Below are 25,413 nucleotides of genomic sequence, written 5' to 3' on the forward strand. Positions count from 1 at the left end.
CCTGCATGGTACTTAGTCCGCGCTGCGCAATACGTCCAGAAATGCGGTCCCGAAGCGCTCAGCGCGCCGCTCTCCCAATATACGTTCGATGCCATCTGCGTCCGCATTGCGCATCTGTGCGACCTTTGCGAGCAGGGAAGCCGAGCAGCTCAGAGGCTTTTCCGTGCCCAGCGCGCCTCGCGAAAGTTCTGCCTGAACTTCGAGAAGTTGATCATAGACACTTCCCGCATCCCGCCCGGCAAGCTTGCGTCGCTGCGGATGCATGAGCTGGGCCTCCCCGTTTATTACTTCGAGAAAGGCAGCGCCGTAGCTGTCCAGTTTTTTCGCGCCAATGCCACTAACCTGCGCCATCTGATCCAGATTTGCAGGGCGCATTTCGGCCATCTCGATCAATGTCCGGTCTGTGAAGATGATATAAGCCGGCACTTTCGCCGTCTCGGCCAAACCACGGCGCTTAGCCTTCAAGGCGCTCAGCAACGGCGCGTCTTCATCGCTCACCATTGCTTTGACGGCAGGGCGGCGGTTCGCACTGCCAGCAGCCTTAATGCTATCCCGCCGCAGGGTGATTTTCGCCTCGTCCCGCAGAATTGGCAGCGCAGCATCAGTCATTCGTAACGCGCCGTGGCGCGCAGGGTCTGGGCGCACCAGATCGCGGCCCATCATCTGGCGGAATACAGCTTGCCATTCAGGTTTTGAATATTCGGTCCCCACGCCATAGGTGGGCAGGGATTGATGTCCGCGTTGTTTGATCTTGTCGGTCTCGTTCCCTAGGAGAATATCAATCAGATGCCCCGCACCGAACCACTCATCAGTGCGCAGCATAGCAGAAAGCGCTTTGCGCACGGCGGTTGTGCCATCAAAAGTGTCGACGGGATTGTCACATAAATCGCAGCGGCCACAGGTGACCTCACTTTCGTCGAAATACCCCAGCAATGTCGTCCGACGACACTCCAATGCCTCCGCCAAACCCAACAGAGCGTTCAGCCGCGCGTGATCGGCGCTGCGCCGCTCTGGCGGGGCAAGCCCTTCGTCGATCTGCGTTCGGCGCAAGCGGATGTCTTCGGGTCCAAACAGAGTCAAGGTTTCAGCAGGCGCGCCGTCACGACCTGCCCGACCGATTTCCTGATAATAACTTTCGATGCTTTTGGGCAGATCAGCATGTGCAACCCATCGGATGTCCGGTTTATCGATCCCCATCCCAAAGGCGACTGTCGCCGCAACAATCAGACCATCTTCTTGCTGGAAGCGGCGCTCGGCGATGCGGCGATCCTCGGCTTCCATGCCACCGTGGTAGTGGATGGCGGTCTGCCCTGCTTCATTCAAAGCCCGCGCAATACCTTCCGTCTTGGCACGCGTGCCGCAATAAACAATGCCGGATTGTCCGCGCCGCGCAGCTGCGAAATTCAGGATCTGGTTACGCGGCGAATTCTTGGCAGCAAAAGCAAGATGAATATTCGGCCGGTCAAAGCCCCGCAAAAATGCGCGGGGAGGAACGCCGTCAAAAAGCTTTTGGACAATCTCGGCCTGCGTTTCAGTGTCTGCCGTAGCTGTGAAGGCGGCAAGCGGCACGCCGAGGGTCTGCTTCAATTCTCCGATGCGGAGGTAGTCGGGGCGAAAGTCGTGACCCCACTGGCTAACGCAGTGCGCCTCGTCCACGGCGATCATTTTGACGCCCACACGCTTGAGCATGCCGATGACCGATCCAGCGGCCAACCGCTCTGGTGCCATATAAAGTAGTTTGAGCGTTCCAGCCTCAAGCCCTGCCCAGACTGCATCAGTCTCTTCGGGAGTGTTGCCCGATGTAAGTGCCCCTGCGCCAACGCCAACTTCTTGCAATGCACGCACCTGATCACGCATTAGCGCAATCAAAGGGGAAATCACCACGGTGACCCCCTCGCGCATGAGTGCGGGCAACTGGAAACACAACGACTTGCCGCCGCCCGTGGGCATGATCGCCAGCACGTTTTCACCCGCGGTCACCGCCTCAACGATTTCTTCCTGTCCCGGGCGGAACCCCTCAAAGCCGAATACATCTTTTAGCAGCGGGGCAGCGCCGGACATAAGGAGGACCTAGAGTTGGGAAATCAGCTTTGCCAGACTCCCATATCGCCGGAAGGGGGGCAAGAGCTTCTCAGGCGCGTGCGGCCTTTTTACGCTAGCTGCTTAGTAGAAGAGCGCGGCGTTATTGGTCAGCACAATCCGCGCAATCGCTACACCAATCAGCACAACCAGCGGAGCAAGATCAAGACCACCCATATTTGGCAGCACATTGCGAATTGGGGCATAGATCGGCTCTAGCAAACGGTTAATCCCGTACCAGATCTGCGCAACCAAAGGCTGGCGCGTGTTGAGCACCTGAAAATTGATCAGCCACGACATCACCACATGGGCGATGATGAAGAACCACAAAATGTTCAGCAAAAGCATCAAAATCATAAATATGGATGTCACAGGCGGCAGTCCTTTTTTTCAGTGGCGCTGCCTTGCAGTTAAGCGCGCCGCACAAAAAGGACAAGAGTGCCGCGAGGTTCATGGTTGACGCGGATGTCAGTTGCGGCATTTGAACAGCACAAAGGAGACCCCGATGTTCCCGTTCATACGCCTTATCAAAGATGTCTATCTGGCGCGACGCCAACCACCCCTTAAAACGCTGACCGATACACATGTCTCACAGCACATCTGCTGGCCTCAGGACCTTGATGTTTTTCTTGAGCTCAACAACGGGCGCGCGCTGACGCTTTATGACTTGGGGCGTATCGCAATGGCCCAGCGCGCCGGTCTGATCGCAGTCCTGCGTAAGGAGCGTTGGGGTCTTACAATGGCCGGATCACACGTGCGCTTTCGTCGTCGCATCCATGGCTTCGAGCGGTTCGAAGTGCGTAGCCGTGCAGTATGTTGGGATGACAAGTTTCTATATATCGAGCAATCCATGTGGAAGCGGGACGGTGAATGCGCCAGCCACGTGTTATACCGTGCGGCCGTGACCGATAAGGATGGCATCGTGAAGCCGCCGCGCATATTGGCCGCGCTACAGCTGGATGTATCCTCTCCTGTCATGCCGGATTGGATTAAAAATTGGACCGAAGCAGAGGCCACTCGACCTTGGCCGCCGATGCAAGACAGCTAAGTCAGGCTTTATGGCTGCATCGCGTCCATGACATCGGAGAAATCAAGTTCGTCCACACGTGTCATGGCCCATTCAGCAAAGCGGCGCGATTCAATCGGAATTTCACCCAATATTTTGAAGCCTGCGTGACGGTTGTCCTCACGGATAACCGCGACCAGTTTGTTCACCTGATCCGCCTCACCCTCCAGAACCTGACAAAAGTTGCGTCCGTTATAAGCCAGTACGCCACTAATGCCGTGTTTAAGGTTATTTTCCGCCGATTTCTGAACCAGTGCATCCACTTCACTTTGAGACATATCGGTTGTCGATGTGCTAAAATACATGAGCCTGATCATAGGTGAAATCCTTTCGCATTACCCAAGACTTTGATTGCTCAGGATAGATATTAATTTGTGGGCCGAACTAAGATGTCCGCAGAACGGTTTGCGGTCAATAAAAAGCTCTCCCTTGCGCGACAAGGCCTAGGCTGCTCTACGTCACGTAAACGGGGGGCAAATGAATGTTGGAAGTGTCACAGCGCAAGCGTATCTGGGGCTGGTATTTTTTTGACTGGGCCAGCCAGCCTTACAACACGCTTTTGCTTACCTTTATTTTCGGGCCTTATTTCACAGGCACACTTTCCGGGAATCTGATCGCCGAAGGGATGGCCGAAGAGGCCGCACGCGCGCAAGCGCAGGCTTACTGGGGCTGGGGCCTTGCTGTTGCGGGCATATTTATCGCGGTATTGGCGCCGATATTGGGTGCTATCGCTGACAACACGGGGCGCAAGCTGCCTTGGATATGGCTATTCTCGCTGATGTACTTTGTTGGTTCCTACGCGCTGTGGTGGACTGCTCCGCAGGAATTTTCAGTGATTTGGGCCCTGTTCTTCTTTGGGATCGGCCTGATCGGAATGGAATTTGCGACGATTTTCACCAATTCTTACTTACCGGAGCTGCACGATGATCCGGCAGAACTGGGGCGCATATCGGGTTCCGGCTGGGCCTTCGGCTACGTCGGCGGCGTGCTATCCCTTGTTGTGATGTTGGCACTTTTTCAGGCGACACCCAGCGGGAATACAATGTTTGGCCTGTCCCCACTGTTTGGACTTGATCCTGCAACCAAGGCTGACACGCGTGTCGTTGGCCCGCTAGCAGCAATATGGTTTGCTGTCTTTATGGTGCCCTTCTTTCTCTATGCCCGCGACACACGCGTAGCAGGCCCCGCACCTTTCCTAATCGGGCAAAGCCTGCGTGATCTGGGAAGAACGCTGAAAGGATTGCCGCGCCATCCGTCGCTGATGGCATATCTGGGATCATCAATGTTCTATCGCGATGCACTTAACGGGCTTTATACTTTTGGCGGCGTCTATGCCTTGGGTGTACTTGGTTGGTCGATCACCGAAGTTGGCATTTTCGGCATCGTGGCCGCCATCTCGGGTGCCGTGTTCTGCTGGATTTCAGGACGCGTCGACCGCCGTGTGGGACCAATGCCAGTGATAATCGTTTGCGTTCTCATGCTGACTTTTGTGTCTTTGCTGATTGTGACGATTACACCGGAATCAATCCTTTTCATCGCAATTGCCGAAGGATCGAACCTGCCTGATGTGACCTTTTTCATAGCCGGTGCAATAATTGGGGCGGCAGGCGGTGCGCTACAGGCGTCCTCGCGTAATATGATGACACGGCAGGCCAACCCGGAGCGGATGACCGAAGCCTTTGGCCTGTATGCACTTTCGGGAAAAGCAACATCGTTTCTTGCGCCCGCGCTTATTGCTTTCACCAGCCAGATCACTGGCAGTCAAAGATTAGGGGTCAGCCCCGTTGTTGGGCTGTTCATTATCGGGCTGGTTCTGCTACTCTGGGTTAAATCTAGAGGGGATTTCAACAAATGAACTTCAGAAAATTAATAACAATCACAGCATTAAGCGTTCTAGTTGCCAGTTGCGGCGGCGCACGTGACATCAGTGGTTCCAAGGAAAAGCAGCCAGAACTGCCCACCATAGGTGAACTTGCCGGACCACTAGCAAATGTGCAGGCGAAAAAGCTGTTTGGCACAAAATCTTTCGCGACATCGCAAACGTCCAGTGCGTTCGGGAGCTATGCCAAAGGCTGTCTGGCCGGTGCAGAGCAGTTGCCGGAAAGCGGGCCAACATGGCAAGCGATGCGCCTGTCACGCAACCGCAACTGGGGGCATCCCGAACTAATTGACATGGTCAAAAAGCTCAGTCGGGTTGCCGCCCAACAACCGGGATGGAATGGCCTTTATGTCGGTGACATGAGCCAGCCTCGTGGCGGCCCTATGCTGACTGGTCACCGCAGCCACCAGATGGGCTTGGATGCAGATATCTGGATGCTGCCCCCCAAATCTTTGAGCCTTACGCGCAGCCAACGCGAGAATATCTCTTCAATTTCGACCCGTCGGGCCAGCGGTGCCTATGTGAACAATTCATGGACCCGCTCGCATCATGAAATCATAAAGGCTGCTGCAAAAGATCCGCGTGTGGCACGCATTTTTGTGTTCCCGGGGGCAAAAGTCCAAATGTGTGACGATGAACGCGGTGATCGCAGCTATCTGCGCAAAATTCGACCGTGGTACGGCCATCACTATCACTTCCATGTACGGCTGAACTGCCCGAAGGGCGCGCGCGGCTGTGTAAACCAGAACCCGCCACCGGCCGGGGATGGTTGCGCTGATGCCCGTCAATGGCAATCTAACATCATCAAGCCGCCAAAGCCGAAACCAGGCGCAAAAAAGACGCCAAGCAAACCGCGCCGCGAACTTGTTCTGGCTGATCTTCCGGCACAGTGTAAATCCGTGCTCGACGCAAATTGATCAGACTTGCACTGGTATTAATCTGCCTGTGTGGGAGCGTCCTTGCCGAGCCAACGCTGCATGCAAACGGGGCTGTGCGTTGGCAGCTTGACGCGCCATGGTTCGGGGGCTGGTCAGGCATAGAGATCGACGCCCAAGGCGGGCAAATGACCGTCATTAACGATCGCGGGCAATTTGCTACGGCACGCTTGCAGCGGGCAAACGGCCTTATCACTGGCGTTGGCGTGCAAAACGTTACCGCGCTTGGCCGCTCTGTCGGGGGGCCTTTAGAAAAGAAGGCAAGCGATGCCGAGGGGCTCGCCATTGCAGACAACGGCGATGCCTTCATCTCGTTCGAGCACGAGCACAGGATCATGCAAGTTGATCTCTCGAACGGGCGAACATCAAATCGCATCGCCCTTCCATTTCAGAACGCGATGGAACCGAATGGCGGCGTTGAAGCCCTAGCCGTTGGGCCTGATGGGACGCTCTATGCGATCACCGAAACCCCGCCTACGGATCGTGCACCATTTCCATTGTACGCATACTCGGACGGGCAATGGCGGGTCAGCGCCCGCATTCCGCAACGCGGCTCTTTCGTGCCTGTGGGGGCAGATTTTGATGCCAATGGACGGCTCTGGCTGTTAGAGCGGTCTGTCTCACCACTGGGATTCCGCAGCCGTGTCCGTTTGTTTGTGTTAGACCCGCGTGCGCCTCGGGAACACACGCTTTTGACCACAGTACATACGCAATATGATAACCTTGAAGGGATCAGCGTCTGGCAGGACGCAAGCGGTCAAATGTATGTAACGATGATCTCCGACGACAACTTTCTACGGATATTGCGGACCCAGATCGTCGAGTACCGCGTAACTGAATAGGGTTGCGAAAGAGCGCAAAGCCACCTAATGAGCCGTCTGTCTGCGATCCCCGCAGGTCAAGTCGCCGCACCCTTGCAAAAAACGGTTCTAATTATGACACGCACCCATCTTCCCGGCATTCTTGCCATGGCCGCCATCGTGGTCGCCTCCAATATTCTCGTACAATTTCTTTATGGCAACTGGCTCACGTGGGGCGCGTTCACCTACCCCCTCGCCTTCCTTGTTACCGATGTGATGAACCGCGTTTACGGTACCGCCGCAGCCCGTCGCGTCGTGCTGGCAGGCTTTGTAGTGGGTATCGTCTGTTCGCTCATCGGGACGCAGATCATGGGTGAGTTTGGCCCGTTGGTGACTGTGCGCATTGCTATCGGGTCTGGTCTGGCTTTCCTTATCGCGCAACTGCTGGACGTGGGCATCTTTGCAGCCCTCCGCGACGGACGCTGGTGGAAAGCGCCGCTTGTCTCAACTCTTGTAGGCAGCTCTGTTGATACGATCATCTTCTTTTCTGTCGCCTTCTCTGGCGCGTTGTCCTTCGTCCATCCAGCAACAGACGTTTCTTGGGCGTCCGAAGTTATCCCGATGTTGGGCTTCGGTCCAGAAGCGCCGCTTTGGGTTTCCCTTGCCGTCGCGGATTGGGCTGTAAAGTTGTCTTTGGCATTGATCGCATTGATACCGTTCCGGATGATTACCGCCCGCCTGGGTGCTCGCTGAACAAGCACCCAGCAGAAAAAGTTCAAACCGCCTCAAGAAAAAGCTTTGCGAATTCTGAAACCTGTGGGACGCTCATGACAGGTTCAACAAAATGTAAAGGAGGTGATCTAGTGTCAAGAAAGGTACTGGAGCGAGGTGTCGGAACAGCTTTGGAGGTCACTTGTTAGGGCAGTCCCTGACAAACTGAAATCCGAAGTGGGCTAAGGTCTAACCGATCCCGCCTCCTATACAATTCGATTGGGCCGCTCTGAATAAGGGCGGCCCATTTCGCATCTTGGACCAGCCCCCCCTTCACCTCATCCATATCCGCGCTATGATCAGGATCATGCTGCATATTACAGACGCCATAAACATTCAGGACTGGGAGCTAACCGAGAGCTTCATGCGTGCGTCAGGTCCCGGCGGCCAGAACGTGAACAAGGTATCTTCTGCCGTGGAATTGCGCTTTGAAGCGGCCACATCGCCCTCTCTTCCTTTGCCGGTGAAAAACCGTCTGAGACGACTGGCCGGTCGCCGCTGGACCTCTGAAGGGGCGATAGTTCTGCAATGTGATGAAACCCGCAGTCAGGCGCGCAACCGCGAAATTGTCCGTGCGCGGCTGAAAGAGCTGATTGAAAAAGCACTGACCCCGCCGAAGCGCAGGATAGCCACACGGCCCACGTTAGGGTCGAAAAAGCGGCGCCTGAAAGCGAAAAAAGTGCGTGGTGAGGTGAAGGCCATGCGCGGTAAAGTGGATCCGGATTGAGGCCGATTTGTTCGCACCTCTATGCAAAATCACAATTTTCTAAGCAGGTAGATGTCCATAATCCAGCCATGATCCGTGCGTGCACGGGCACGGGTTTGCGTAATCTGCTCAGCAACCTCCGACAGGGGGCCTTCGATAACAATCTGCTCTTTCATACCAACATATGCCCCCCACCAAATGTAGACACCGTCGGGTGATATCGCCTCAAAGGCACTGCCCGCATCAAGCATAACCGCAACCGTATCGACGCCCGTTGGCCAGCCCTCTTCGCGTAGACGGCGACCTGTCGTGACGATAAAGGGCGCGCCTATTTCATTCAGAACCGTCGCATGGGCAGCCGTTAACGCCTGTAGAGATGTAATGCCGGGGATCACCGTAATCTGTGGCGCTGGCTTTATCCGCGCTGCGATCCGCAAAGTGCTGTCATAAAGCGAAGGATCGCCCCAGACCAGAAGCGCAACTTTTTTCGCGCTGCCATGTGAATCGATCGCATCCTGCCAGACGGTTGCGATGGCGTCGTGCCAGTCATCCACCCGCTGGCGGTAATCCGGCGTCGCTTCATTACGGACCGGAAGCTCAAATTCGACGATACGAGTTGTGTGGTTGGTGACAAGCTCATCGCACATATCAAGCCGCAGTTGGGCAAGGTCGTCTTTTCCCGTGCCTTTACGCGGGATCAGGATGACGTCCTGCGCATTCATCGCGCGAATGGCTTGCAGTGTCAGGTGTTCGGGGTTGCCGGTACCAATGCCTATAAGGGTCAGTTGCAGGCTCATGCTGGTATCCGTGCAATGGCTTTGGTGCGTAGATCACCTAGCACACGCGCATCCGTGAACGTCCCGTTATCAGAGGCCTCATACAGCCTTGAAAACGTCTCTAACGCGGGGAAATCTGCTGCTGTTATTTCCCCAAAGAGGTAGGCCACCTTGCCTTGCGCACGAAACGCCACTGTTTGCGCACGGGTGCAGCCCGACATGCATTCAACCGACGAGATTGTCAGATGTGGGAGCGCGGCACGGGCCTCTCGGACAAAATCTGCGCTTTGCGCTGTGCAAGTGGTGCAGATGTAGCAGTTCATTCCTCTGGCTCCGCAAGCGGGCCATAGAAGATCAACGCAGGCGTGCTGGTTTTTGTTTCTTCCAGATGCTTGGCCAATGTCGCGATCGTAAAGCGTTCAAGACGCTCGGCAGGGGTCGAGACCGCTTCGGCAAGCATCGCCGGCGTGTTTGCGGGCAGTCCGTGTTCGATCAGACGTGCCACCAATCCTGCGAAGGTTTTCTTGCCCATGTAGACCACCGTCGTGGCCAAGGGATCAGCCAACGCGGCCATGTTGACATCTGGCGGCAAATCTCCGGTAACATCGGCGCCGGTGATGAACTGGACCCTCCGCGCCGTCAGCCTGCGGGTAAGCGGAATGCCGGCGGTGGCAGCAGCAGCGGAGGCGCTGGTCACACCCGGGACAATTTCGAATGGGATACTGGCGCCACGTAAGGCGGTGATTTCCTCTTCCAGCCGTCCGAACATACCACTGTCCCCGGACTTAAGCCGCACCACCTGAAGGCCCGCCTGTGCGTATTCAACAAGCACACGGCTCACGTGATCCTGTTTTGGCGAAGGCCGACCCGCCCTTTTGCCCACGCCAATCAGGTCAGCGTCAGCGCGTGCATGGCTCAGGATTGGGCCAGACGAGAGATCGTCAAACAGCACCACATCCGCAGACTCAAGACGTTTAACCGCACGAACGGTCAGCAGTTCCGGATCACCGGGACCGGAAGAGACAAAGGAAACAAAGCCGGTCATGCGCCCTCCGCGATCAGATGGAAGAATGTGCCTGAAACCTGACCGCCGCCCGCCGTCCGGCGATAGGTGCCTGTCTCAGGCACAGTCAGACCATTGCTGTCTGTGATTTTCGCCAAAGGCGTATCCGGTTCCTGTAGTATTGTTGCGTAATGGAATTCATGGCCGCGCAGTTGCGCACCCGATCCGGCACCGGGAATTGCCGCGTTCAAGGTCGCACGGCGATAGCCCAGGTGGAACTTACGCTTAGCGAAAGAGGTCTCTAATCCAAGCAGACCGAGCATTTCGTGACGGTTACCTTCCTTATCAACCAGACCTGCGCCCAAAGCCATGTAGCCACCACACTCACCATGCACGGGGTTGGTTTCCGCGAAAGTACGCATCCCACTGCGGAAGGTCTCTGCAGCGGCGAGGGTCCCAGCATGGAGTTCAGGGTAGCCCCCTGGCAGCCAGCAAATATCAGCGCTGCTATCGGGTGCCTCATCCCGCAATGGTGAAAACGGTATTACCTCTGCGCCAGCCGCGCGCCAACCGGCGAGCAGGTGGGGATAGACGAAGGCGAAAGCATTGTCTTGGGCCAACGCAATACGCTGACCCGGCGGCGTTATCTTTAGGGCTGGGGCAATATTCGCACGCGCGCCTTCTGCTGCGGCGCGAAGGGCGTCCATATCCACATGTTCGGCCACAAAGGAGGCTGCATCGGCAAGAACTTCGGCAAGATTTTCCTGCTCACCCGCTTGGACAAGACCTAAATGCCGTTCAGGTAGCGTCACCTCGGATCGGCGCGGAAGCACGCCGAGGACCTTGATGCCCGCCTGCTCCATGCCGACACGCACAAGCGCCTCATGACGCGGAGATGCCACGCGGTTCAGCACAACACCCGCAAGCGTGACATCAGGGCGCATCATCTTAAAACCAAGCGCCGTTGCAGCGACCGATTGGGCAGCACCGGACACGTCCAGCACCAGCACGACAGGCCAACCCATATTCGCGGCAATATCCGCGCTGGCGCCGTTACCGGAAGCGCCCTGTATGGCAACCCCGTCAAACAGCCCCATTGAGCCTTCAGCAAGGATAAGGTCAGCGCCTTGCGCATTCCCCACCAACCCGTCGATGCGCGCGGCCTCCATCGACCAGCTGTCAATGTTGTAAGAGGCACGGCCCGAGGCGGCAGTGTGGAACGCAGGATCAATGTAATCCGGACCGCTCTTGAACGGCTGCACCTCTACCCCCTTCGCGCGGAAGGCGGCAAGCAAACCCAGCATCAGCGTTGTCTTGCCCGTGCCGGAAGCAGGGGCTGAAATCATCAGACCGGGGGGTATCATTCGGCCTCCGGAAAACGGGGTTCAGTGCCGACGGGGCGAAAGCGGCGGTCATAATCGCCCGCATAGAGCCTACTTTCACCGAAATCCTCTGAGCCCAACGCATGACCAACAAGGATCAACGCGGTGCGCGCCATCTCTTCTCCGACCTCGGTTTTGAGGGTAGCGAGCGTTGCGCGCACGACGCGCTCATCCGGCCAACTTGCGCGCCAGACCACAGCGACCGGGCAGTCAGGCCCATAGTGGGGGGTCAGCTCCTCAACCACACGATCGAGTACATGCACAGAAAGATGGATGGCCAACGTGGCGCCCGTAGCGGCAAAGTTTGCAAGCGTCTCACCTTCTGGCATGGCAGTGGCACGACCGGAGGTACGCGTAAGCACGACTGACTGCACAACCCCTGGCAAAGTAAGCTCAGCGGCCAGAGTGGCCGCTGCGGCGGCAAAGCTGGGCACACCAGGCGTCACATCGTAAGGGATATCCAACGCGCGCAGTCGGCGCAGTTGTTCACCCATTGCAGACCAGATCGACAAGTCGCCTGAGTGGATACGCGCAACATCCTGACCACGTTCATGGGCAGCGCTGATTTCTTCCATGATTTCATCAAGCGACAGGCGCGCAGTGTTCACGATATGCGCGCCCTCTGGGCAGTGATCCAGAATACCCTCCGGCACCAGTGATCCCGCGTATAGGCATACGGGACAGGCCGCGATCAGATCGCGCCCGCGCAGGGTAATCAGGTCAGCGGCACCGGGGCCAGCACCTATGAAATGTACGGTCACTCGTTTTCCTTTACGTCATCGGCAATCGCCGCTGTTGCCATACCATCGCCCGAGACGACCCGCACCGCAACCAAGTGCGCTTGGGGACCCGAGGTCACCAAAGCAGCTGCTTCGCACAAGCTTCCCGTACCGAAAGTATCAATAATCCGCTGCGACTGTGTCGTTGTCATCATTTGCGCCATATCTTCAGTTCGTACTCCAAGACCGGGCAGGCCCATGGCTTGTGCAAGTTCGCGAAACACCGGAGCACGAGATTTTGCGCTCTCGGTTGCCAAAGCTTGCACAGGTGCGCCGCCTGAAGCCTCAATCGCGCGCAGCAATGCATCCTGTAATGACGCCATTGCAGCACCGCTTCGAAACCCAATTCCAGCAACCCTCACAGCGTTACACTCCACTGCACGATAGGGCGCGATGCGGTCCAGCCGCGCATGGGGCCTAGAGGTGTTGCTTGGGCGACCTCAAACCGCATTAGGGTACCGCCCTTATCCGCATGCGCTTGGGCCAGCAGCGCTTCTGTTTCAAGTGTAACGCCGTTTACAACAAGGCGGGTGCCCGAGGGCAAAAGACCATAAAGTGTCTCTAACAAGGGCTTTCTGGCACCGCCCCCAATGAAGACGACATCAGGTAAAGGTTGGTTGGGTATCTGATCCGCAGCAATCCCTTCCACGGCCGTCATCTTATGTAAAAGACCAAAGTCGGCGATATTACGCGTGATATTGGCGATACGCGCTGGGTGCTGTTCAAAAGAGATCGCTTGCCCACCAGCCAAACACCATTCTACCGAAATTGAACCAGACCCCGCCCCAATGTCCCACAAGAGAGCATCTTTGCGCGGAGCAAGCGCGCTGAGGGTCAAAGCACGGACTGGTTGTTTCGTGATCTGCCCGTCGTGCGCAAAGCAGTCATCGGGCAGACCGGACGCTTTTGGAAGCCCCACATTGGCAGGCAAGGTAACCGCCACAGCAACGGGTGCGGCAATGTCAGTAAGATCAAAAGCATCAGCCGTCACGTCGCGCAGGCGTTCATGTGGCCCACCCAACCGCTCCATGACCGTAAGCGTAGCCTTACCCGCACCTTGCGTGCATAGCCAATCGGCCAATTCAGCGGGCGCGTCTTTGTCCCGCATCAGACAGATCATCCGGCCCAACGGTGACATGACACCGCGTAGTCGGGCAAGCGGGGCCGCGTGAAGTCCGTGACATGTGATGTCCTCCATCCGCCAGCCCAGAACCGATGCAGCCAGAGTGAAAGTCGAAGGAGCGGGAAATGCGCGCCATTCGCGGCGGTCCATATCACGGACAAGGCTACCACCTGCACCGTGCCAGAACGGATCGCCAGAGGCGAGCACAGCGACCCGTTGACCACGCAGGGCAAGAACCGGGCCTGTTGAAAATGGCACCGGCCAAGCACGTCCGCGTTGGCCGACTTTGGCAAGGTCCAGATGTCGTGGTCCACCAAATACAATATCTGCAGAGTCGAGCGCTGCGCGGCTTGCAGGTGACAGGCCGTCAAGGCTATCTTCGTTCAAACCAATAATGCTGAGCCAGGGATCACCCATCATGCGCGTCCTTCTGCTGGGCGGGACCACAGAGGCCAGCCAGTTGGCGCAGGCTCTTCATTCCGCCAGAATAGAGACTGTTTTTTCTTATGCCGGCCGCACAAACGCGCCGATAGCGCAGCCCGTTGACGTGCGAATAGGCGGTTTTGGCGGGGCAGATGGTCTGGCGACCTACCTGAAGAACGAACGGATCAGCCACGTTGTTGACGCTACGCATCCGTTTGCAAACACGATGGGGCAAAACGCCTATCGCGCATGTAGCACACATGGCACGCCGCTGCTGCGTCTGGCGCGACCTGCATGGCGCGCGCAGGCGGATGATAAGTGGATTCATGTGCCTGATATAACGGGTGCCCGTGATGCTTTGCCCGCGGATCCGTGCCGCGTCTTTCTGGCGATTGGCAGGATGCATGTGGACCTGTTCGCGGCGCGCCCCGAACACCACTACCTGTTGCGGCTCGTTGACGCCCCGCAAACCCAGATTACCTTGCCCGACCACCATGTCACCGTTGCGCGAGGCCCTTTCAACGTGGCCGAAGATATTGCGTTGATGCAAGAACATCGCATCACCCATGTCATCGCCAAGAATGCCGGTGGAAGCGGCGCGGTGGCAAAGATTGACGCCGCGCGCGCCCTTGGATTGCAGGTGGTCATGATTGATCGGCCACTGCGGCCGGATATAGCCGAAACCGCCAATATAGAGACTGTTTTGGCATGGCTTAATCATGATGCTGAACGTGGCGTATAGACATAGGGGCCTACCCGTCGGGTTGCCGAATTTCCTACCAGCACAACAGTACGCATGTCGGCCATATCCTCAGTCGCCTCACCAAGCGTGACGGTATTTAGACGCTGGTCATCGTGGGTGACATTGCGGGCAAAAGTAATGAGACGGTCCGGGCCGCATTCCTCTCGCAATATTTCCAATGCTTCACCGAACTGATGCGGGCGGGATTTCGACCGGGGATTATAGAAAGCCATCGCAAAATCGGCACGTGATGCCATGCGCAAACGATGTTCGATCACGCTCCAAGGTTTGAGATTATCACTAAGATTGATAGCGCAAAAATCATGCCCCAAGGGCGCCCCTGCTGCTGCTGCCGCCGCAAGCATGGCAGTGATACCCGGCTGAACGGTAATCTCCACGCCTTCAAATTGCGGCTGGGCTTCTAGCGCCTCAAAAACGGCAGAGGCCATTGCAAACACGCCCGGATCACCGGAGGAGACCACAACCACGCGACTGCCTTGTTGAGCAAGGGTCAGCGCATGCGTCGCGCGGTCAATCTCAACCCGGTTATCTGTGGCGTGCAGCGTCAGCCCATCGCGGGGCGCAATACGTTTGACGTATGGGATATAGCCGATCACGTCGGTCGCCTGCGAGATTATTTGGCGGACTTCCGGTGTTACCAACGTCTCTCGACCAGGTCCAAGACCAACGATGGAGACCCAACCGCTCATTCTTCGGCTTCAGGGCGTCGACCCTGTCCATGAACCAGAACGATTGCGAAGTAGGGGCAATCCCCCTCAGGAACATCGGCCAACTTCGCAACGCGCTGCTGCGGCATTGTGCCTTTTTCGACCAACCAAGCATCGTCCAGACGGCCAGTCGCTGCGAGGGCGGCCCGCACGCGTGGTAGGTTTCGGCCTGTTTTCATGATGACCAGCGCATCTGATCGCTTCATATGATCGATCAGATCTTGCTGCGGCAGCGTGCCCATGAGCACGCTCAGCACGTCATCCCCCCAAGTGAATGGCATATCAAGGCTGTTCCAGCAGCCCACCATGCCAGGAATGGCGGGAAGAACCTCGACTTCTGCGCGTCCTTGAAGGCGGGTGTGCAAATGCATGAAGGAGCCGTAGAAAAACGGATCCCCTTCGCATAGAACAACAACGTCGTGCTGCTCGGTCAAAGCCTCAAGCTTGTCCGCCCACTCTGCGTAGAAGTCTACCATCAACTGTTTGTACCCGTCCGAGCCAAAATGCAGTTCTGTCGTGACAGGATACTCCATCGGGTATTCAGTCACGTCCTCACGCAACATGCCTTGCACGATGGTACGCGCCTGTCCCGGACGGCCCTTTTTGCGGAAATACGCCACATGTTGCGCGTTGCGAATGGTGCGGTCGGATTTGACACTCATCAAGTCCGGATCGCCGGGCCCGAGGCCCGCGCAAATAACTCTTCCCATGTTTACTCCACCCTGCTGGCAAGCGCGTTTATAGCAGCAACCGTAATCGCAGAGCCGCCAAGCCGTCCTTTGACGATCATTGACGCCACTGGTGGTGCTGCCATTAGCGCGTCTTTACTTTCAGCTGCGCCAATGAACCCAACCGGACAGCCGATGATGGCGGCGGGACGGGGGCAATCAGGGTCCTCAAGCATGTTTAGCAAATGGAACAACGCGGTCGGTGCATTCCCAATGGCCACGATCGCGCCCTCCAGATGCGGGCGCCACAACTCAAGTGCAGCGGCGGAGCGGGTGTTGGCCATCTCCTGTGCCATCGCAGGGACCCGAGGATCACGGAGTGTACAAATCACCTCGTTTTCGCATGGCAGTCGTTTACGGGTAATGCCTTCGCTAACCATATAGGCGTCACAGAGGATCGGCGCGCCAGCCTCCAGCGCCTCACGCGCGGTGATTGCCATATCCGGCGTGAAATGAACATGTTCTTCCAGACCAACCATGCCTGCGGCGTGGATCATGCGCACTGCGACGATCTCTTCCTCGGGGGTGAACCGGCCAAGAGCGGCTTCAGCGCGGATGGTCGCAAATGACTGCCGATAGATTTCGGCGCCATCGGTGATGTATGTGTGAGGCATATTACAGGTGGTCTTTCAGATCATCGGAGGAGAGACGGGACAAGGTGGGTTCATCTCCAGCCTTTCCGTCTCTAATTAGGGCAAATCCTTCCGCCTGTGCGGTCAGAGTGAGTGGTGCAGGGCGTGGATGGGCGCAACCTTTTGTACAACCCGAGATGTGAAGCATCGCGATGTCCCCAAGATGAGGCGCAAGCGCTTTGCCAATGCTACGGGTCTTACCCAAAGCCTGTGTACAGCGTGGCGCACCGGTACAGGCAGTAATCCGCAAAAGCGGATCAGCAGGATCGGTGATGACCCCGTTGATCTTGGGCAATTGGCGCGCGCTTTCGACAAGAATGAGGCGCCACGGCGTTAGACGCAGACCGCCATGTTTCGCCAGCGTAGAGAGTGTTTCTACGCGCAACTGACCAAAAGCCAGCCCCACGATCGCACCGTTCGGCGTATAGCCGGGTGCGGGGGTGTAAGTGCCTTGCTGTCGCGGAACAAAGGCACCTTCCGGCGTGATACCTTGCGCGACAAGCGCCTTCATACGGGTCATTTCGCCGGCATGGTCTACGAACCAATGCGCTAGCGACAAGGCCTCTTGGGCCGCGTTTTCCTGCGTTACGGGCCTGCCGGTATTCATCCCGTCTGCCACCAGAATAAGGCCGCCGCCAGCGTCCAGCTCCAACCGAATGTCCGCAGAAGCGGCCTGAAGAACAGGAGACCGCCCACAATCAACGGCAAAGCCGAACTTGCCCGGAATGGCTGGCGCAGTTGGCGCGGCCAATCTTTCGGTCAGCTCGGCGGTGATCAATTCAGTTTCGTCGCCCGGCTGCCAAAAAGGAGCAACAAGTATATTGCGGCGGCTTTCGATTTCCGGCGTAGCGTCAATAAGGCCCATCGCACGCAGACCTTCGATCAGTGCAGCATGCTTTTCCTGCGTCACGCCGCGGATCTGGATATTGCCGCGGCTGGAGACATCAAGGAATCCATTACCGTGGGCTGCTGCCAACGATGCAATGCCATCCGCTTGCGCGCGCCGCAGGCGGCCGCCAAAGGGGCGCACACGCACCACCAGACCGTCGCCCGACATCATCGGTCGCAAGGCACCAGGGCACCATCCTTTAACTTCGTGGCCGGTGGTTTCTTGGCCGCTCATTCCGCTGCCTCCATCGCTGCAGAAATTGAATTACGCCGCGTGACCCACAAACCCGCATCACGCAACGCGGCGAAACGATTGCGCATTTCGTCCAGAGCCTTTGGGTTCTCGGCCTTTAGAAAATCAACAAGATCATCGCGCCCTAACGTAGCATCATAGTAGAGGTCGAACAGATGCGCCGGAACATTACGTGTCAAATGGGCGAAAGCGGCAAGATTGTCGAGCGTTGCCGCGATTTCTGCGCCTCCGCGAAATCCGTGTCGCATCATACCATTTGCCCAATCGGGGTTGGCAGCACGGGCGCGGACCACGCGAGCGATCTCTTCTGGCATCGTTCGGGCGCGAGGCGTGCCCATTCGCGTACTATCAACATGATAGAGAGCCGGTTCAGGCGCACCCAAATGCGCCATCGCAGCGGCAAACCCGCCCTCATGTGTGGCATAGTCAGAAGATAATAGAACGTCCGTCTCGGTCAGGTCCTGAACGTGGGCGAACCCGTCTGCCGCGCGCAGCCTTTCTTCAAGGCCCTTTCTGTTCTGATAGGCGTCACCCTTGGCATCCAACGCCCATTCGGAGCCCTTCAGCCACGCCTCACCCGCCGCCGAACGACCCTCAGGCGAATAGTCCTGCAATGCGCTTTCCATATTCATGCCATAAAGGCCCGGTTTAGGGCCAAAAACACGGGGCGCTTTCTGTTTGTAAGGGTTCATGTCCTCCGCTTCTTCACGGGCAGAAAGCGCCGCGGTTCCAGCCTCGAACAATCCAGCAAGGCCGGGAAAGATATCGCGGAACAGGCCCGATATGCGCAGGGTGACATCAGTGCGGGGACGGTCAAGTATCGTGAGCGGCAAGACTTCAAAGCCTGAGATACGATCCGATCCCTCATCCCATTTTGGTGCAAGCCCCGCAAGGTGCATCGCCATCGCGACTTCTTCGCCGGCGGTTCGCATGGTGGCTGAGCCCCATAGATCAATCACAAGCCCGCGTGGCCAATCGCCATTGTCTTGCAGGTGGCGGCGCAGCAGCTCTTCAGCAAGCTTGACCCCTTGCGCATGGGCCACGCGGGAAGGCACTGCGCGGGGATCCACAGAATACAGATTGCGCCCCGTAGGCAGCACATCGGACCGTCCACGATACGGGGAACCAGACGGACCGGAAGGCACGCGCCGACCATTCAACGCGGTAAGCAACCCGTCGTTCTCACCTTCTGCCGCACCAAAGACATGAAGGCCATCGCCATACTTGCTTTCTTTGATATCGCACACAAACCGGTCAATGCGCGTCATCGCTTCTGCCTCTGACGCATCTTCAAGCAAACCAAGATCCTGTTCGACCCCTGCTGCTTGCGCCTCTTCCCGAATGGTGCTGACAAGCCGGTCGCGGCGCGCGGGATCAAGCCCATCGGCAGTGGAATACTCATCCAGCAACCGTTCCAACCTCAGCAACGCATCGGGTGTTTCGCTGTCTTTCATAGGCGGCGGCACATGGCCAAGCGTCACGGCACCAATACGTCGTTTGGCCTGTGCCGCCTCACCCGGATCGTTAACGATGAAGGGATAAATCACGGGCAAATCGCCCGTTAGGACTTCGGGCCAACATTCATCAGATAGTGCGACCGCTTTTCCCGGTAGCCATTCCAGCGTGCCATGGGCACCCATATGTACCAACGCATGATGCCCCATAGCACGCAGCCAAAGATAGAACGCGACATAGGAATGGCGCGGGACGCGGGCAAGATCGTGATAGTCCGTGTCGCGGGCAGCGATGGCGCCCCGCTCTGGCTGAAGCGCAACAAGGGCGTTACCGCAGATTTGCGCGGGGAAATGAAAGGCCCCGTCTTTGAACAACGGATCGGTGTCGGGCGCGCCCCACGCGGTTTGGAGATCTTCTCGCATGGCCACTGGCAGATCATCAAGCGCCGCGATGTAGTCAGCGACCGGCCAAGCGATATGATTTTGCGTCAGTGATTTGCCAAAACCGATCGCCGGAATAACCGAGTAGCCTTCCGTTGCCAGCGTCATCAAAAGATCTTCGGCACTGGCAAGCGCATCAAGACCCACAGCATGGGCGATCTGATCCTCGCGACCTGGGTAGGTCGACAGAACAAGCGCAATTTTCCGTTGACTAGGCTCTGTTTTACTTAACTTCAGCCATCCACTAATCCGGTCCACCGCCGCTTCGATCCGCGTTGGATGGGCGCGGTGCGAAAAGCGGGAATACTGCAGATCAGGGTCTTTTTTCTCAGGTGCTTTAAAGCTGACCACGCCGGTGAATATTCGGCCATCAACCTCAGGCAAAACGACATGCATCGCTAAATCAGCAGGGGAGAGGCCCCGTTCTGAATTCGCCCAATCCTTTTTCCGCGCGGTCGAAAGAGCGACCTGAAACACCGGACATCCCTGCGCATCTAGAGGCGAGGTGCCGTCAGCTCCGCGTCCTGAAAAGGCCGTGGCGTTGATGATGGCAAGAGGGTCAAGTTGGGCCAACGCTGAGGGCAGAAAATCACGGGCGATAGGGGATTTAAGCGAGGGCGCAAAAAGGCCAATAGCGTTTAATCCGCGCGCACGCAGGCTGCGGATCAGGGCATCAACCGGTGCTGTATCAGCGGCAGTCAGATAGCTGCGGTAGAATGTAACAGCAATGGTGTCGCCAATCGTGTCTACAAAGGGCAAAACCCCTTTGTCAGGGTCATAAAACCCGCAATCTGGCACCGTTTTTGCGCCCAGAACCGGACCAGCATAAAGCCCCGCAGCCAAAGCAAGCTGGGCAAGAGCCGCCTGCGCAGCCACAGCGCCACCTGCATCACAAAGATGTTGCAGTCGGCGCAGCGTTGAGACCGGCAAGGTTGAGTGAGCATCAAGGGCAGGATCTTCGCGCCCATCAGCTGGCAAAACGGCCAAAGCGATGTCGTGGCGGCGGGCGAAATCCTGAACCTGCATGATGCCATAGGGCCAATAGTTTTCGCCGCCGATGAGACGGATCAGGATGCCCTTTGCGCCTGTTAGGGTCTGTTCCACATAGTTGTCGACCGAAGCAGGATGCCGCAAAGCCGTGAGATTGCACAAACGAAGCGAGGGCAGTTTTCCCTCATGTCCGCCTGCACGGTGCCAGCCTGCCGCGAAAGCACCAAGGTCACTGTCAGAAAAAGAAAGCACCACCAGATCTGCGGGCGTTTGCCCGGGATCGAAGGGGGTTTCGGTATCCTCCAGCCCATGACTTTCGCGGAAGACGACATGCATGGTCTATGCGCCCAATACAGCCTGGATCGCCGCAGGATCCACGTGGTCATGTTCGGCGATCACAACCAGCGCGCCATTGCGCGGATCACTGCCCCAAGGCCGATCAAACTGGTGACGCACGCGTGCACCCACAGCCTGCACCAGCAGACGCATGGGTTTGCCTTTGACGGCGACATAGCCTTTGACGCGCAAGATGTGCTGTTCATTTGCCAGCTTCTCGATGGCGGCTACCAATGTGGCGGCATCTTCGATTTCTGGCATTGGTACGACGATGGTATCAAAATCGTCGTGCTCATGATCCTCGTGCCCATCGTGATGCGACGGGCGTGCCGCCAGATCGTCTTCGGCTTGGGCGTTCAGGCCCAGAACGACGTTGGGGTCGATAACGCCCTCTGTCATTTCCAGCATCGGGATTTTGCGGTGGCTTTCGGCTTCGATCACGGCGCGGGCTTTTGCCAGACCTTCGGCACCGGCAAGATCTGCTTTGGAAAGCAGGATGATGTCGGCACAGCTAATTTGATCTTCGAAAACTTCAGAGAGAGGCGTGTCGTGATCAAGGCTTTCATCGGCTTTGCGCTGTGCGTCCACGGCATGGACATCGGATGCAAATGTGCCTGCGGCGACCGCTTCGGCATCCGCCAATGCGATCACGCCGTCGACGGTAATCTTTGATCTAATGGCTGGCCAGTCAAATGCTTTGAGCAAAGGCTTAGGAAGCGCCAGACCCGATGTTTCAATCAAAATGTGATCCGGACGGACGGGCATCGCCATCAGCGCTTCAATTGTAGGGATGAAATCATCAGCGACTGTGCAGCAAATGCAGCCATTCGCCAGCTCTACAATGTTCTCGGCGGGGCAATCGGGGATCGCGCAAGACCGCAGGATATCTCCGTCCACGCCAACTGTTCCGAATTCGTTCACCAGAACGGCAAGGCGACGGCCCTTTGTGTTGCTGATCAGGTGACGAATCAGCGTGGTTTTACCAGAGCCAAGGAAGCCGGTGATGACGGTAACAGGAATTTTCGACAGGTCGCTCATTCGGCAGCCTCCAGTGGAAGGGTAAATGCAGGAATCCGCGCAACACTTTGTTTGCGGAAGATTACGGGACGTTCGCGCCATGGCACAAGGCCATCCGGTGTGGCGGCATATGCCGCGGCACCGGCTAGGATATCGGGCGCGTCGTCTACGGTCATATGGCCATAAACATATGTCCATTTACCGGGCTGTGAAAGGGCGATGGCCGCGCCAGTCTTACAGGCGGAAAGGCATTCGACCCCAACAATTTTCACGTCTTTTGGCGCGCCTCGGGCTTCTAATGCGCGATAAAGCTGTGCACCGGGTCGCTGGCTGTCATCTTCGTGCACTTCGCCGACTTTGCAGGTGGTGCAGACGTAAAGTGTAGCTGTCATTGTCCGCTCCTTTAATACGGGTTTCAGTTAGAGGCGGCGCAGGCAGCGCAGCCGTATTAGTCAACTGTGATCATTTGCTTTGCTTCAATCGGCGTACCGTTATTAGCATAGGGATGGTGATCATTGCTGTTAAGGGAGACAGTGATTTCCACTTCACCTTTAGGTAGCTTATCCAAGTGCATCCACGACCCATAGAGGCGTGCCAGTTTCACACCATTTGCGTAGACATGCGCATGGCCTTCGCCAATCACATGGGCCTTGCTGGCCGCATCAGGCGTAAAGGCAAAGCGATCGGTCATCACATGCAGATTATAGCCGGACATCGGGTCCTTCATGACCGTGATCTCCACCTCTGGCACATTCGCGGGATCGACCTCGATCAGAGTGTCATGCATCGTTGCATGATCCATTCCGGCCCCATGATGAGCGGGATCAGCGTGGTCATGCCCGTCAAAAGTGATGCCGTTTCCAGCAGCCACAAGAAAACCGCCTGCTGCGCCAAAAGTCATGCCAATGATGAAAAGAATAAATGTTCGCATCTCGGCCCTACCTAACGTCTCTGCTCTTTATCCAGAAAATAGGCTGCGAAACAGCCCAACATGACCCAAGCAACCATGCCTATCCCGTAGGCACGGGAAGTGAACTGGCTGGCGATCTCTGTCGGAACAGGCCCTGTGAGAGTATCCGGCATTGGCGCACCGATCACATGAGGCGCGGCCAGCAGAATAACTGCGCTTCCCAACATCGCCCAATTTCGACCGAAGGCGAGCAACCACATAGCGATACCCGCGCTGATCACTGTTGCGAACCACCAAACCTGCCGTGCGCCAATATCTGCAGCGGCAGAGCCGGGCAATTCGGGCGCAAGGGAAAAACCAGGCGCAAAATGCGCGGCAACAAAGCCAGCAATACCCCAGATTATACCCGTGCGGGCCGTGACATGCGCACCGCGTTCTTCTGCGATTAACATCAACGCTACCAGCATCATCGCATACCCGGTGTAGGTAAGCATGCTGAACACAATGCTCAACAGATCCCGAACAGCATCAAAACCGGGCAGGTCAGGATGAGCCGAACTCGCTATAGATCCGAAGTGAACAAGCTCGCCGCTTTCATACAGCTCGGCATGCAATAGCACCGGCTGAACAAACAAAAGCTGCAGCAGGCCGGCAATCAGACCCGCAGCAGCACCAGCGAACAACGCGCTGGTCAGCAATTTAGAAAGCATGGCTTAGTGGCAGGGAAAGCCAGTGGCGTGACGCACATCGTGTGCGGCGTCATGCAGCGTGCTTGCCTGAAGGTGGCCTGTCATCGTGATGATGGCTGCACCAAGTACCAGAGCAAAAAGGGCTGGAAGGGTTGCGGTACGGCTGGCTACGACTGCTTTAACTTCGGTTTTCATCTTCGTCTTCTCCTCGTCGTCACACCCGACGACATGTTGATTTCACCTTGCCCGGCAGGTCTCCTGGCTCGCGGGTCGTGGCCCCTGTCTGCCTTCCCAGCCCTTTTGGGGGCAAGTGGCGTTTTGACAAAAGCTCACCGCTTACAGTCGCGGGGGCGGCTTCAGATCGGAACATGGCAAACCATGCAGCCCTACTAAATTCCCTTTTTCGGTCCCCAAAAGGACACCAAGCATTTTCAGTTACGCGGATTCCGCCGACAGGTGCAAGACAATTCATGGGAGTTCAGCAGTTTGAGCGTTTCCTTTCTGGTCATTGTTCCGTTCCCGACACATCATCGCCCGATGAAGACCGATCGCACCCTTCCCGCAATCATTTTACTGCTCTGCGCACTTACCCTTTTTGACGGCATGGGCCTTATCATCAAGCATTTGTCGCCGCGCTACAGCGCAGCGGAGCTGTCGGCATGGCGGAACGTATTTGGACTGATTCCATCGTTGATTGTGTTGATGAGTTCCCGCGACTGGCACGCGCGCGGCCGCACCCTTAAGATGCGGCAATGGCGGATGGCATTGGCACGCGGCGCTATCCTGACGTTCGCGCAGTTTTCTTTCTATTTGTCGCTTGGCATTCTGACATTCGCGACCGCATCAACGATTACCTACGCCAATTCACTGTTTGCCGTGGCTCTTGCAGCCGTCATTCTGGGGGAGAACGTAGGCAAAATCAGGTGGAGCGCGGTACTAATCGGCTTTGCCGGTGTGATCTGGATCGTTCGGCCCGGCGCTGACACGTTTTCTCCGGCGGCATTGCTGCCGTTGGGTGCCGCGATGGGGTACGCTTTGGTCGGAGTAACAGCCCGCATGATGGACCCTGAAGTACCGACGCCATTGATTAACCTCTATTCAAGCACAGCGGCCCTTTTCGGGGCGTTCCTGTTGGCGTTGTTCACAGGTGGTTTCACCCCCATTCAGCAAGCAAGCGACATGGGCCTGATCGTTGCGATGGGTGGGTTCGGTGGCTCAGCCGTCTTGCTTCTGATCATGGCCTACCGGATGACAGAGCAAAGCAACCTGGCACCCTTTCAATACTTTGGCATCCCGCTGGCGTTTGCGCTCGGCTGGCTATTCTTCGACGAAGCACCATGGAGCGAATTGTACCCCGGCGCGCTTTTGGTCCTAATGAGCGGCCTGCTGATTGTCTGGCGTGAACGGCAACTCAAGCAGCGTCGATAACGTTAGCGTATCTTACGGCAATATAACTCAAGCCGATGATGCACCACTTCGTAGCCAAGTTCGCGCGCGATCTGGTCCTGAAGCTGTTCGATTTTGTCTGACTGGAACTCGATTACTTCGCCAGTATCCACATCAAGGATATGGTCATGATGCTCTTCGTGTGTCGTCTCGAACCGGGCGCCACCGCCCTTAAATGCGTGGCGATGCACCACACCGCCTTCTTCCAGAACGGACAGCGTGCGGTATACCGTGGCAAGCGATACAGAAGGCTCAATCAGCTTTGCACGCTCGTGGAGTTCAACTGCGTCCGGATGATCGTCTGCCTCTGCAAGCACGCCCAGAAGCGCGACACGTTGGCGGGTCACGCGAATGCCCGCTTTGCGCAGTGCGGCTGTCATTTTTTCGGTCGTGTCGCTCTCGCCGCTCATGATTTACGCCCTATATTCTCAAGCACA

At 57.0% G+C, this 25,413-nt stretch carries 29 protein-coding genes and 1 riboswitch; of the genes, 8 read left to right on the forward strand and 21 right to left on the reverse strand.

Annotation, left to right across the window (positions count from 1 at the left end):
* Positions 1 to 12: 12 nt before the first annotated feature.
* Together recQ and K3757_RS17595 are read right to left on the reverse strand one after the other, a co-directional pair.
* Positions 13 to 2,061 (reverse strand): DNA helicase RecQ, encoded by a 2,049-nt coding sequence (gene recQ, locus K3757_RS17590; RefSeq protein WP_259997703.1) that lies wholly within the window; start codon positions 2,059 to 2,061, stop codon positions 13 to 15.
* 102 nt (positions 2,062 to 2,163) lie between these two features.
* Positions 2,164 to 2,451 carry a YggT family protein gene (locus tag K3757_RS17595; protein WP_259997705.1) on the reverse strand — a complete coding sequence of 96 codons (288 nt, stop codon included), beginning with the start codon at positions 2,449 to 2,451 and terminating at the stop codon, positions 2,164 to 2,166.
* A 133-nt stretch (positions 2,452 to 2,584) separates the two neighbouring features.
* Here K3757_RS17595 and K3757_RS17600 point away from each other — a divergent pair, with 133 nt between their 5' ends.
* Positions 2,585 to 3,127, forward strand: a complete 543-nt coding sequence (locus K3757_RS17600; RefSeq protein ID WP_259997707.1) for an acyl-CoA thioesterase — start codon at positions 2,585 to 2,587, stop codon at positions 3,125 to 3,127.
* Between the two features lie 8 nt (positions 3,128 to 3,135).
* Here the strand turns inward: K3757_RS17600 and K3757_RS17605 are convergent, their stop codons facing one another.
* Entirely contained in the window at positions 3,136 to 3,462 is a 327-nt protein-coding gene (locus K3757_RS17605; RefSeq protein ID WP_259997709.1) for a BLUF domain-containing protein, read from the reverse strand.
* A gap of 164 nt (positions 3,463 to 3,626) precedes the next feature.
* Between K3757_RS17605 and K3757_RS17610 the strand changes: the two genes are divergently transcribed.
* From K3757_RS17610 to arfB, 5 genes are all read left to right on the forward strand, one after another.
* Entirely contained in the window at positions 3,627 to 5,000 is a 1,374-nt protein-coding gene (locus K3757_RS17610; RefSeq protein ID WP_259997710.1) for an MFS transporter, read from the forward strand.
* A complete protein-coding gene (gene mepA, locus K3757_RS17615) occupies positions 4,997 to 5,941 on the forward strand; it encodes a penicillin-insensitive murein endopeptidase (protein WP_259997712.1) in 945 nt (314 codons plus the stop codon). Before K3757_RS17610 ends, mepA begins: the two co-directional genes overlap by 4 nt.
* A gap of 74 nt (positions 5,942 to 6,015) precedes the next feature.
* On the forward strand, positions 6,016 to 6,801 hold the full coding sequence (locus tag K3757_RS17620) for an esterase-like activity of phytase family protein (protein ID WP_259997714.1): 786 nt from the start codon (positions 6,016 to 6,018) through the stop codon (positions 6,799 to 6,801).
* 93 nt (positions 6,802 to 6,894) lie between these two features.
* Positions 6,895 to 7,512: a queuosine precursor transporter gene (locus K3757_RS17625; RefSeq protein ID WP_259997716.1), complete on the forward strand. Its 618-nt coding sequence runs from the start codon at positions 6,895 to 6,897 to the stop codon at positions 7,510 to 7,512.
* Positions 7,513 to 7,837: 325 nt separating this feature from the next.
* On the forward strand, positions 7,838 to 8,257 hold the full coding sequence (gene arfB, locus K3757_RS17630; protein ID WP_259997718.1) for an alternative ribosome rescue aminoacyl-tRNA hydrolase ArfB: 420 nt from the start codon (positions 7,838 to 7,840) through the stop codon (positions 8,255 to 8,257).
* A gap of 29 nt (positions 8,258 to 8,286) precedes the next feature.
* Here the strand turns inward: arfB and cobF are convergent, their stop codons facing one another.
* Genes cobF through cbiE form a run of 7 tightly spaced genes read right to left on the reverse strand, consistent with a single transcriptional unit; the run spans position 8,287 to position 13,716 of the window.
* Positions 8,287 to 9,033: a precorrin-6A synthase (deacetylating) gene (cobF, locus tag K3757_RS17635; protein WP_259997720.1), complete on the reverse strand. Its 747-nt coding sequence runs from the start codon at positions 9,031 to 9,033 to the stop codon at positions 8,287 to 8,289.
* Complete coding sequence (locus K3757_RS17640; RefSeq protein WP_259997721.1) at positions 9,030 to 9,335, reverse strand: DUF1636 domain-containing protein; 306 nt, start codon at positions 9,333 to 9,335, stop codon at positions 9,030 to 9,032. The genes cobF and K3757_RS17640 overlap by 4 nt, the downstream gene beginning before the upstream one ends.
* Positions 9,332 to 10,057 carry a uroporphyrinogen-III C-methyltransferase gene (cobA, locus tag K3757_RS17645; RefSeq protein WP_259997723.1) on the reverse strand — a complete coding sequence of 242 codons (726 nt, stop codon included), beginning with the start codon at positions 10,055 to 10,057 and terminating at the stop codon, positions 9,332 to 9,334. Before cobA ends, K3757_RS17640 begins: the two co-directional genes overlap by 4 nt.
* Complete coding sequence (locus tag K3757_RS17650; RefSeq protein ID WP_259997725.1) at positions 10,054 to 11,379, reverse strand: cobyrinate a,c-diamide synthase; 1,326 nt, start codon at positions 11,377 to 11,379, stop codon at positions 10,054 to 10,056. The genes cobA and K3757_RS17650 overlap by 4 nt, the downstream gene beginning before the upstream one ends.
* Positions 11,376 to 12,158, reverse strand: a complete 783-nt coding sequence (cobM, locus tag K3757_RS17655; RefSeq protein ID WP_259997727.1) for a precorrin-4 C(11)-methyltransferase — start codon at positions 12,156 to 12,158, stop codon at positions 11,376 to 11,378. The genes K3757_RS17650 and cobM overlap by 4 nt, the downstream gene beginning before the upstream one ends.
* On the reverse strand, positions 12,155 to 12,553 hold the full coding sequence (locus tag K3757_RS17660; RefSeq protein ID WP_311201746.1) for a cobalamin biosynthesis protein: 399 nt from the start codon (positions 12,551 to 12,553) through the stop codon (positions 12,155 to 12,157). The genes cobM and K3757_RS17660 overlap by 4 nt, the downstream gene beginning before the upstream one ends.
* A complete protein-coding gene (cbiE, locus tag K3757_RS17665; RefSeq protein ID WP_259997732.1) occupies positions 12,535 to 13,716 on the reverse strand; it encodes a precorrin-6y C5,15-methyltransferase (decarboxylating) subunit CbiE in 1,182 nt (393 codons plus the stop codon). Before cbiE ends, K3757_RS17660 begins: the two co-directional genes overlap by 19 nt.
* A gap of 1 nt (position 13,717) precedes the next feature.
* On the opposite strand from cbiE, the gene K3757_RS17670 reads away from it, so the two are divergent.
* Entirely contained in the window at positions 13,718 to 14,464 is a 747-nt protein-coding gene (locus K3757_RS17670; RefSeq protein ID WP_259997734.1) for a cobalt-precorrin-6A reductase, read from the forward strand.
* On the opposite strand, the gene cobJ is transcribed toward K3757_RS17670, so the two are convergent.
* The 10 genes from cobJ to K3757_RS17720 are packed head-to-tail and all read right to left on the reverse strand — an operon-like array spanning position 14,440 to position 23,725.
* Positions 14,440 to 15,174, reverse strand: coding sequence for a precorrin-3B C(17)-methyltransferase (gene cobJ / locus K3757_RS17675; protein ID WP_259997736.1), 735 nt, complete (start codon positions 15,172 to 15,174; stop codon positions 14,440 to 14,442). The two genes, K3757_RS17670 and cobJ, sit on opposite strands and share 25 nt — an antisense overlap.
* Positions 15,171 to 15,902 carry a precorrin-2 C(20)-methyltransferase gene (cobI, locus tag K3757_RS17680; protein ID WP_259997738.1) on the reverse strand — a complete coding sequence of 244 codons (732 nt, stop codon included), beginning with the start codon at positions 15,900 to 15,902 and terminating at the stop codon, positions 15,171 to 15,173. The genes cobJ and cobI overlap by 4 nt, the downstream gene beginning before the upstream one ends.
* Positions 15,903 to 15,904: 2 nt before the next feature.
* A complete protein-coding gene (locus tag K3757_RS17685; protein WP_259997740.1) occupies positions 15,905 to 16,534 on the reverse strand; it encodes a precorrin-8X methylmutase in 630 nt (209 codons plus the stop codon).
* A gap of 1 nt (position 16,535) precedes the next feature.
* Positions 16,536 to 17,675 (reverse strand): precorrin-3B synthase, encoded by a 1,140-nt coding sequence (cobG, locus tag K3757_RS17690; protein ID WP_259997742.1) that lies wholly within the window; start codon positions 17,673 to 17,675, stop codon positions 16,536 to 16,538.
* Positions 17,672 to 20,914, reverse strand: a complete 3,243-nt coding sequence (gene cobN, locus K3757_RS17695) for a cobaltochelatase subunit CobN (protein WP_259997744.1) — start codon at positions 20,912 to 20,914, stop codon at positions 17,672 to 17,674. The genes cobG and cobN overlap by 4 nt, the downstream gene beginning before the upstream one ends.
* A gap of 3 nt (positions 20,915 to 20,917) precedes the next feature.
* Positions 20,918 to 21,952, reverse strand: a complete 1,035-nt coding sequence (cobW, locus tag K3757_RS17700) for a cobalamin biosynthesis protein CobW (protein WP_259997747.1) — start codon at positions 21,950 to 21,952, stop codon at positions 20,918 to 20,920.
* Positions 21,949 to 22,323, reverse strand: a complete 375-nt coding sequence (locus K3757_RS17705; RefSeq protein WP_259997749.1) for a DUF1636 domain-containing protein — start codon at positions 22,321 to 22,323, stop codon at positions 21,949 to 21,951. Before K3757_RS17705 ends, cobW begins: the two co-directional genes overlap by 4 nt.
* A gap of 56 nt (positions 22,324 to 22,379) precedes the next feature.
* Complete coding sequence (locus K3757_RS17710; protein ID WP_259997751.1) at positions 22,380 to 22,862, reverse strand: hypothetical protein; 483 nt, start codon at positions 22,860 to 22,862, stop codon at positions 22,380 to 22,382.
* Positions 22,863 to 22,873: 11 nt separating this feature from the next.
* Positions 22,874 to 23,551 (reverse strand): CbtA family protein, encoded by a 678-nt coding sequence (locus K3757_RS17715; protein ID WP_259997753.1) that lies wholly within the window; start codon positions 23,549 to 23,551, stop codon positions 22,874 to 22,876.
* A gap of 3 nt (positions 23,552 to 23,554) precedes the next feature.
* Entirely contained in the window at positions 23,555 to 23,725 is a 171-nt protein-coding gene (locus K3757_RS17720) for a CbtB domain-containing protein (protein ID WP_259997756.1), read from the reverse strand.
* Positions 23,726 to 23,760: 35 nt separating this feature from the next.
* Positions 23,761 to 23,971: riboswitch (cobalamin riboswitch) on the reverse strand.
* Between the two features lie 45 nt (positions 23,972 to 24,016).
* On the opposite strand from K3757_RS17720, the gene K3757_RS17725 reads away from it, so the two are divergent.
* Positions 24,017 to 24,958, forward strand: a complete 942-nt coding sequence (locus tag K3757_RS17725; protein ID WP_259997758.1) for a DMT family transporter — start codon at positions 24,017 to 24,019, stop codon at positions 24,956 to 24,958.
* Positions 24,959 to 24,960: 2 nt separating this feature from the next.
* Here the strand turns inward: K3757_RS17725 and K3757_RS17730 are convergent, their stop codons facing one another.
* Positions 24,961 to 25,386 carry a Fur family transcriptional regulator gene (locus K3757_RS17730; protein ID WP_259997760.1) on the reverse strand — a complete coding sequence of 142 codons (426 nt, stop codon included), beginning with the start codon at positions 25,384 to 25,386 and terminating at the stop codon, positions 24,961 to 24,963.
* Positions 25,387 to 25,413 lie beyond the last annotated feature (27 nt).

Origin of the sequence: Sulfitobacter sp. S223, assembly GCF_025143825.1 — a bacterium.
Taxonomy (GTDB): Bacteria; Pseudomonadota; Alphaproteobacteria; order Rhodobacterales; family Rhodobacteraceae; genus Sulfitobacter.

What these genes read in the sequence shown, in the direction of transcription:
- cobN (WP_259997744.1), bottom strand. Translation starts at nt 20,914, where the DNA reads ATGCATGTCGTCTTCCGCGAAAGTCATGGGCTGGAGGATACCGAAACC.
- K3757_RS17720 (WP_259997756.1), bottom strand. Translation starts at nt 23,725, where the DNA reads ATGAAAACCGAAGTTAAAGCAGTCGTAGCCAGCCGTACCGCAACCCTT.
- mepA (WP_259997712.1), top strand. Translation starts at nt 4,997, where the DNA reads ATGAACTTCAGAAAATTAATAACAATCACAGCATTAAGCGTTCTAGTT.
- K3757_RS17640 (WP_259997721.1), bottom strand. Translation starts at nt 9,335, where the DNA reads ATGAACTGCTACATCTGCACCACTTGCACAGCGCAAAGCGCAGATTTT.
- K3757_RS17715 (WP_259997753.1), bottom strand. Translation starts at nt 23,551, where the DNA reads ATGCTTTCTAAATTGCTGACCAGCGCGTTGTTCGCTGGTGCTGCTGCG.
- K3757_RS17705 (WP_259997749.1), bottom strand. Translation starts at nt 22,323, where the DNA reads ATGACAGCTACACTTTACGTCTGCACCACCTGCAAAGTCGGCGAAGTG.
- cobA (WP_259997723.1), bottom strand. Translation starts at nt 10,057, where the DNA reads ATGACCGGCTTTGTTTCCTTTGTCTCTTCCGGTCCCGGTGATCCGGAA.
- K3757_RS17650 (WP_259997725.1), bottom strand. Translation starts at nt 11,379, where the DNA reads ATGATACCCCCCGGTCTGATGATTTCAGCCCCTGCTTCCGGCACGGGC.
- cobJ (WP_259997736.1), bottom strand. Translation starts at nt 15,174, where the DNA reads ATGAGCGGTTGGGTCTCCATCGTTGGTCTTGGACCTGGTCGAGAGACG.
- cbiE (WP_259997732.1), bottom strand. Translation starts at nt 13,716, where the DNA reads ATGGGTGATCCCTGGCTCAGCATTATTGGTTTGAACGAAGATAGCCTT.
- K3757_RS17605 (WP_259997709.1), bottom strand. Translation starts at nt 3,462, where the DNA reads ATGATCAGGCTCATGTATTTTAGCACATCGACAACCGATATGTCTCAA.
- K3757_RS17625 (WP_259997716.1), top strand. Translation starts at nt 6,895, where the DNA reads ATGACACGCACCCATCTTCCCGGCATTCTTGCCATGGCCGCCATCGTG.
- K3757_RS17730 (WP_259997760.1), bottom strand. Translation starts at nt 25,386, where the DNA reads ATGAGCGGCGAGAGCGACACGACCGAAAAAATGACAGCCGCACTGCGC.
- cobI (WP_259997738.1), bottom strand. Translation starts at nt 15,902, where the DNA reads ATGGGAAGAGTTATTTGCGCGGGCCTCGGGCCCGGCGATCCGGACTTG.
- recQ (WP_259997703.1), bottom strand. Translation starts at nt 2,061, where the DNA reads ATGTCCGGCGCTGCCCCGCTGCTAAAAGATGTATTCGGCTTTGAGGGG.
- cobF (WP_259997720.1), bottom strand. Translation starts at nt 9,033, where the DNA reads ATGAGCCTGCAACTGACCCTTATAGGCATTGGTACCGGCAACCCCGAA.
- K3757_RS17710 (WP_259997751.1), bottom strand. Translation starts at nt 22,862, where the DNA reads ATGCGAACATTTATTCTTTTCATCATTGGCATGACTTTTGGCGCAGCA.
- K3757_RS17685 (WP_259997740.1), bottom strand. Translation starts at nt 16,534, where the DNA reads ATGCCTCACACATACATCACCGATGGCGCCGAAATCTATCGGCAGTCA.
- K3757_RS17610 (WP_259997710.1), top strand. Translation starts at nt 3,627, where the DNA reads ATGTTGGAAGTGTCACAGCGCAAGCGTATCTGGGGCTGGTATTTTTTT.
- arfB (WP_259997718.1), top strand. Translation starts at nt 7,838, where the DNA reads ATGCTGCATATTACAGACGCCATAAACATTCAGGACTGGGAGCTAACC.
- cobW (WP_259997747.1), bottom strand. Translation starts at nt 21,952, where the DNA reads ATGAGCGACCTGTCGAAAATTCCTGTTACCGTCATCACCGGCTTCCTT.
- K3757_RS17670 (WP_259997734.1), top strand. Translation starts at nt 13,718, where the DNA reads ATGCGCGTCCTTCTGCTGGGCGGGACCACAGAGGCCAGCCAGTTGGCG.
- K3757_RS17600 (WP_259997707.1), top strand. Translation starts at nt 2,585, where the DNA reads ATGTTCCCGTTCATACGCCTTATCAAAGATGTCTATCTGGCGCGACGC.
- cobG (WP_259997742.1), bottom strand. Translation starts at nt 17,675, where the DNA reads ATGAGCGGCCAAGAAACCACCGGCCACGAAGTTAAAGGATGGTGCCCT.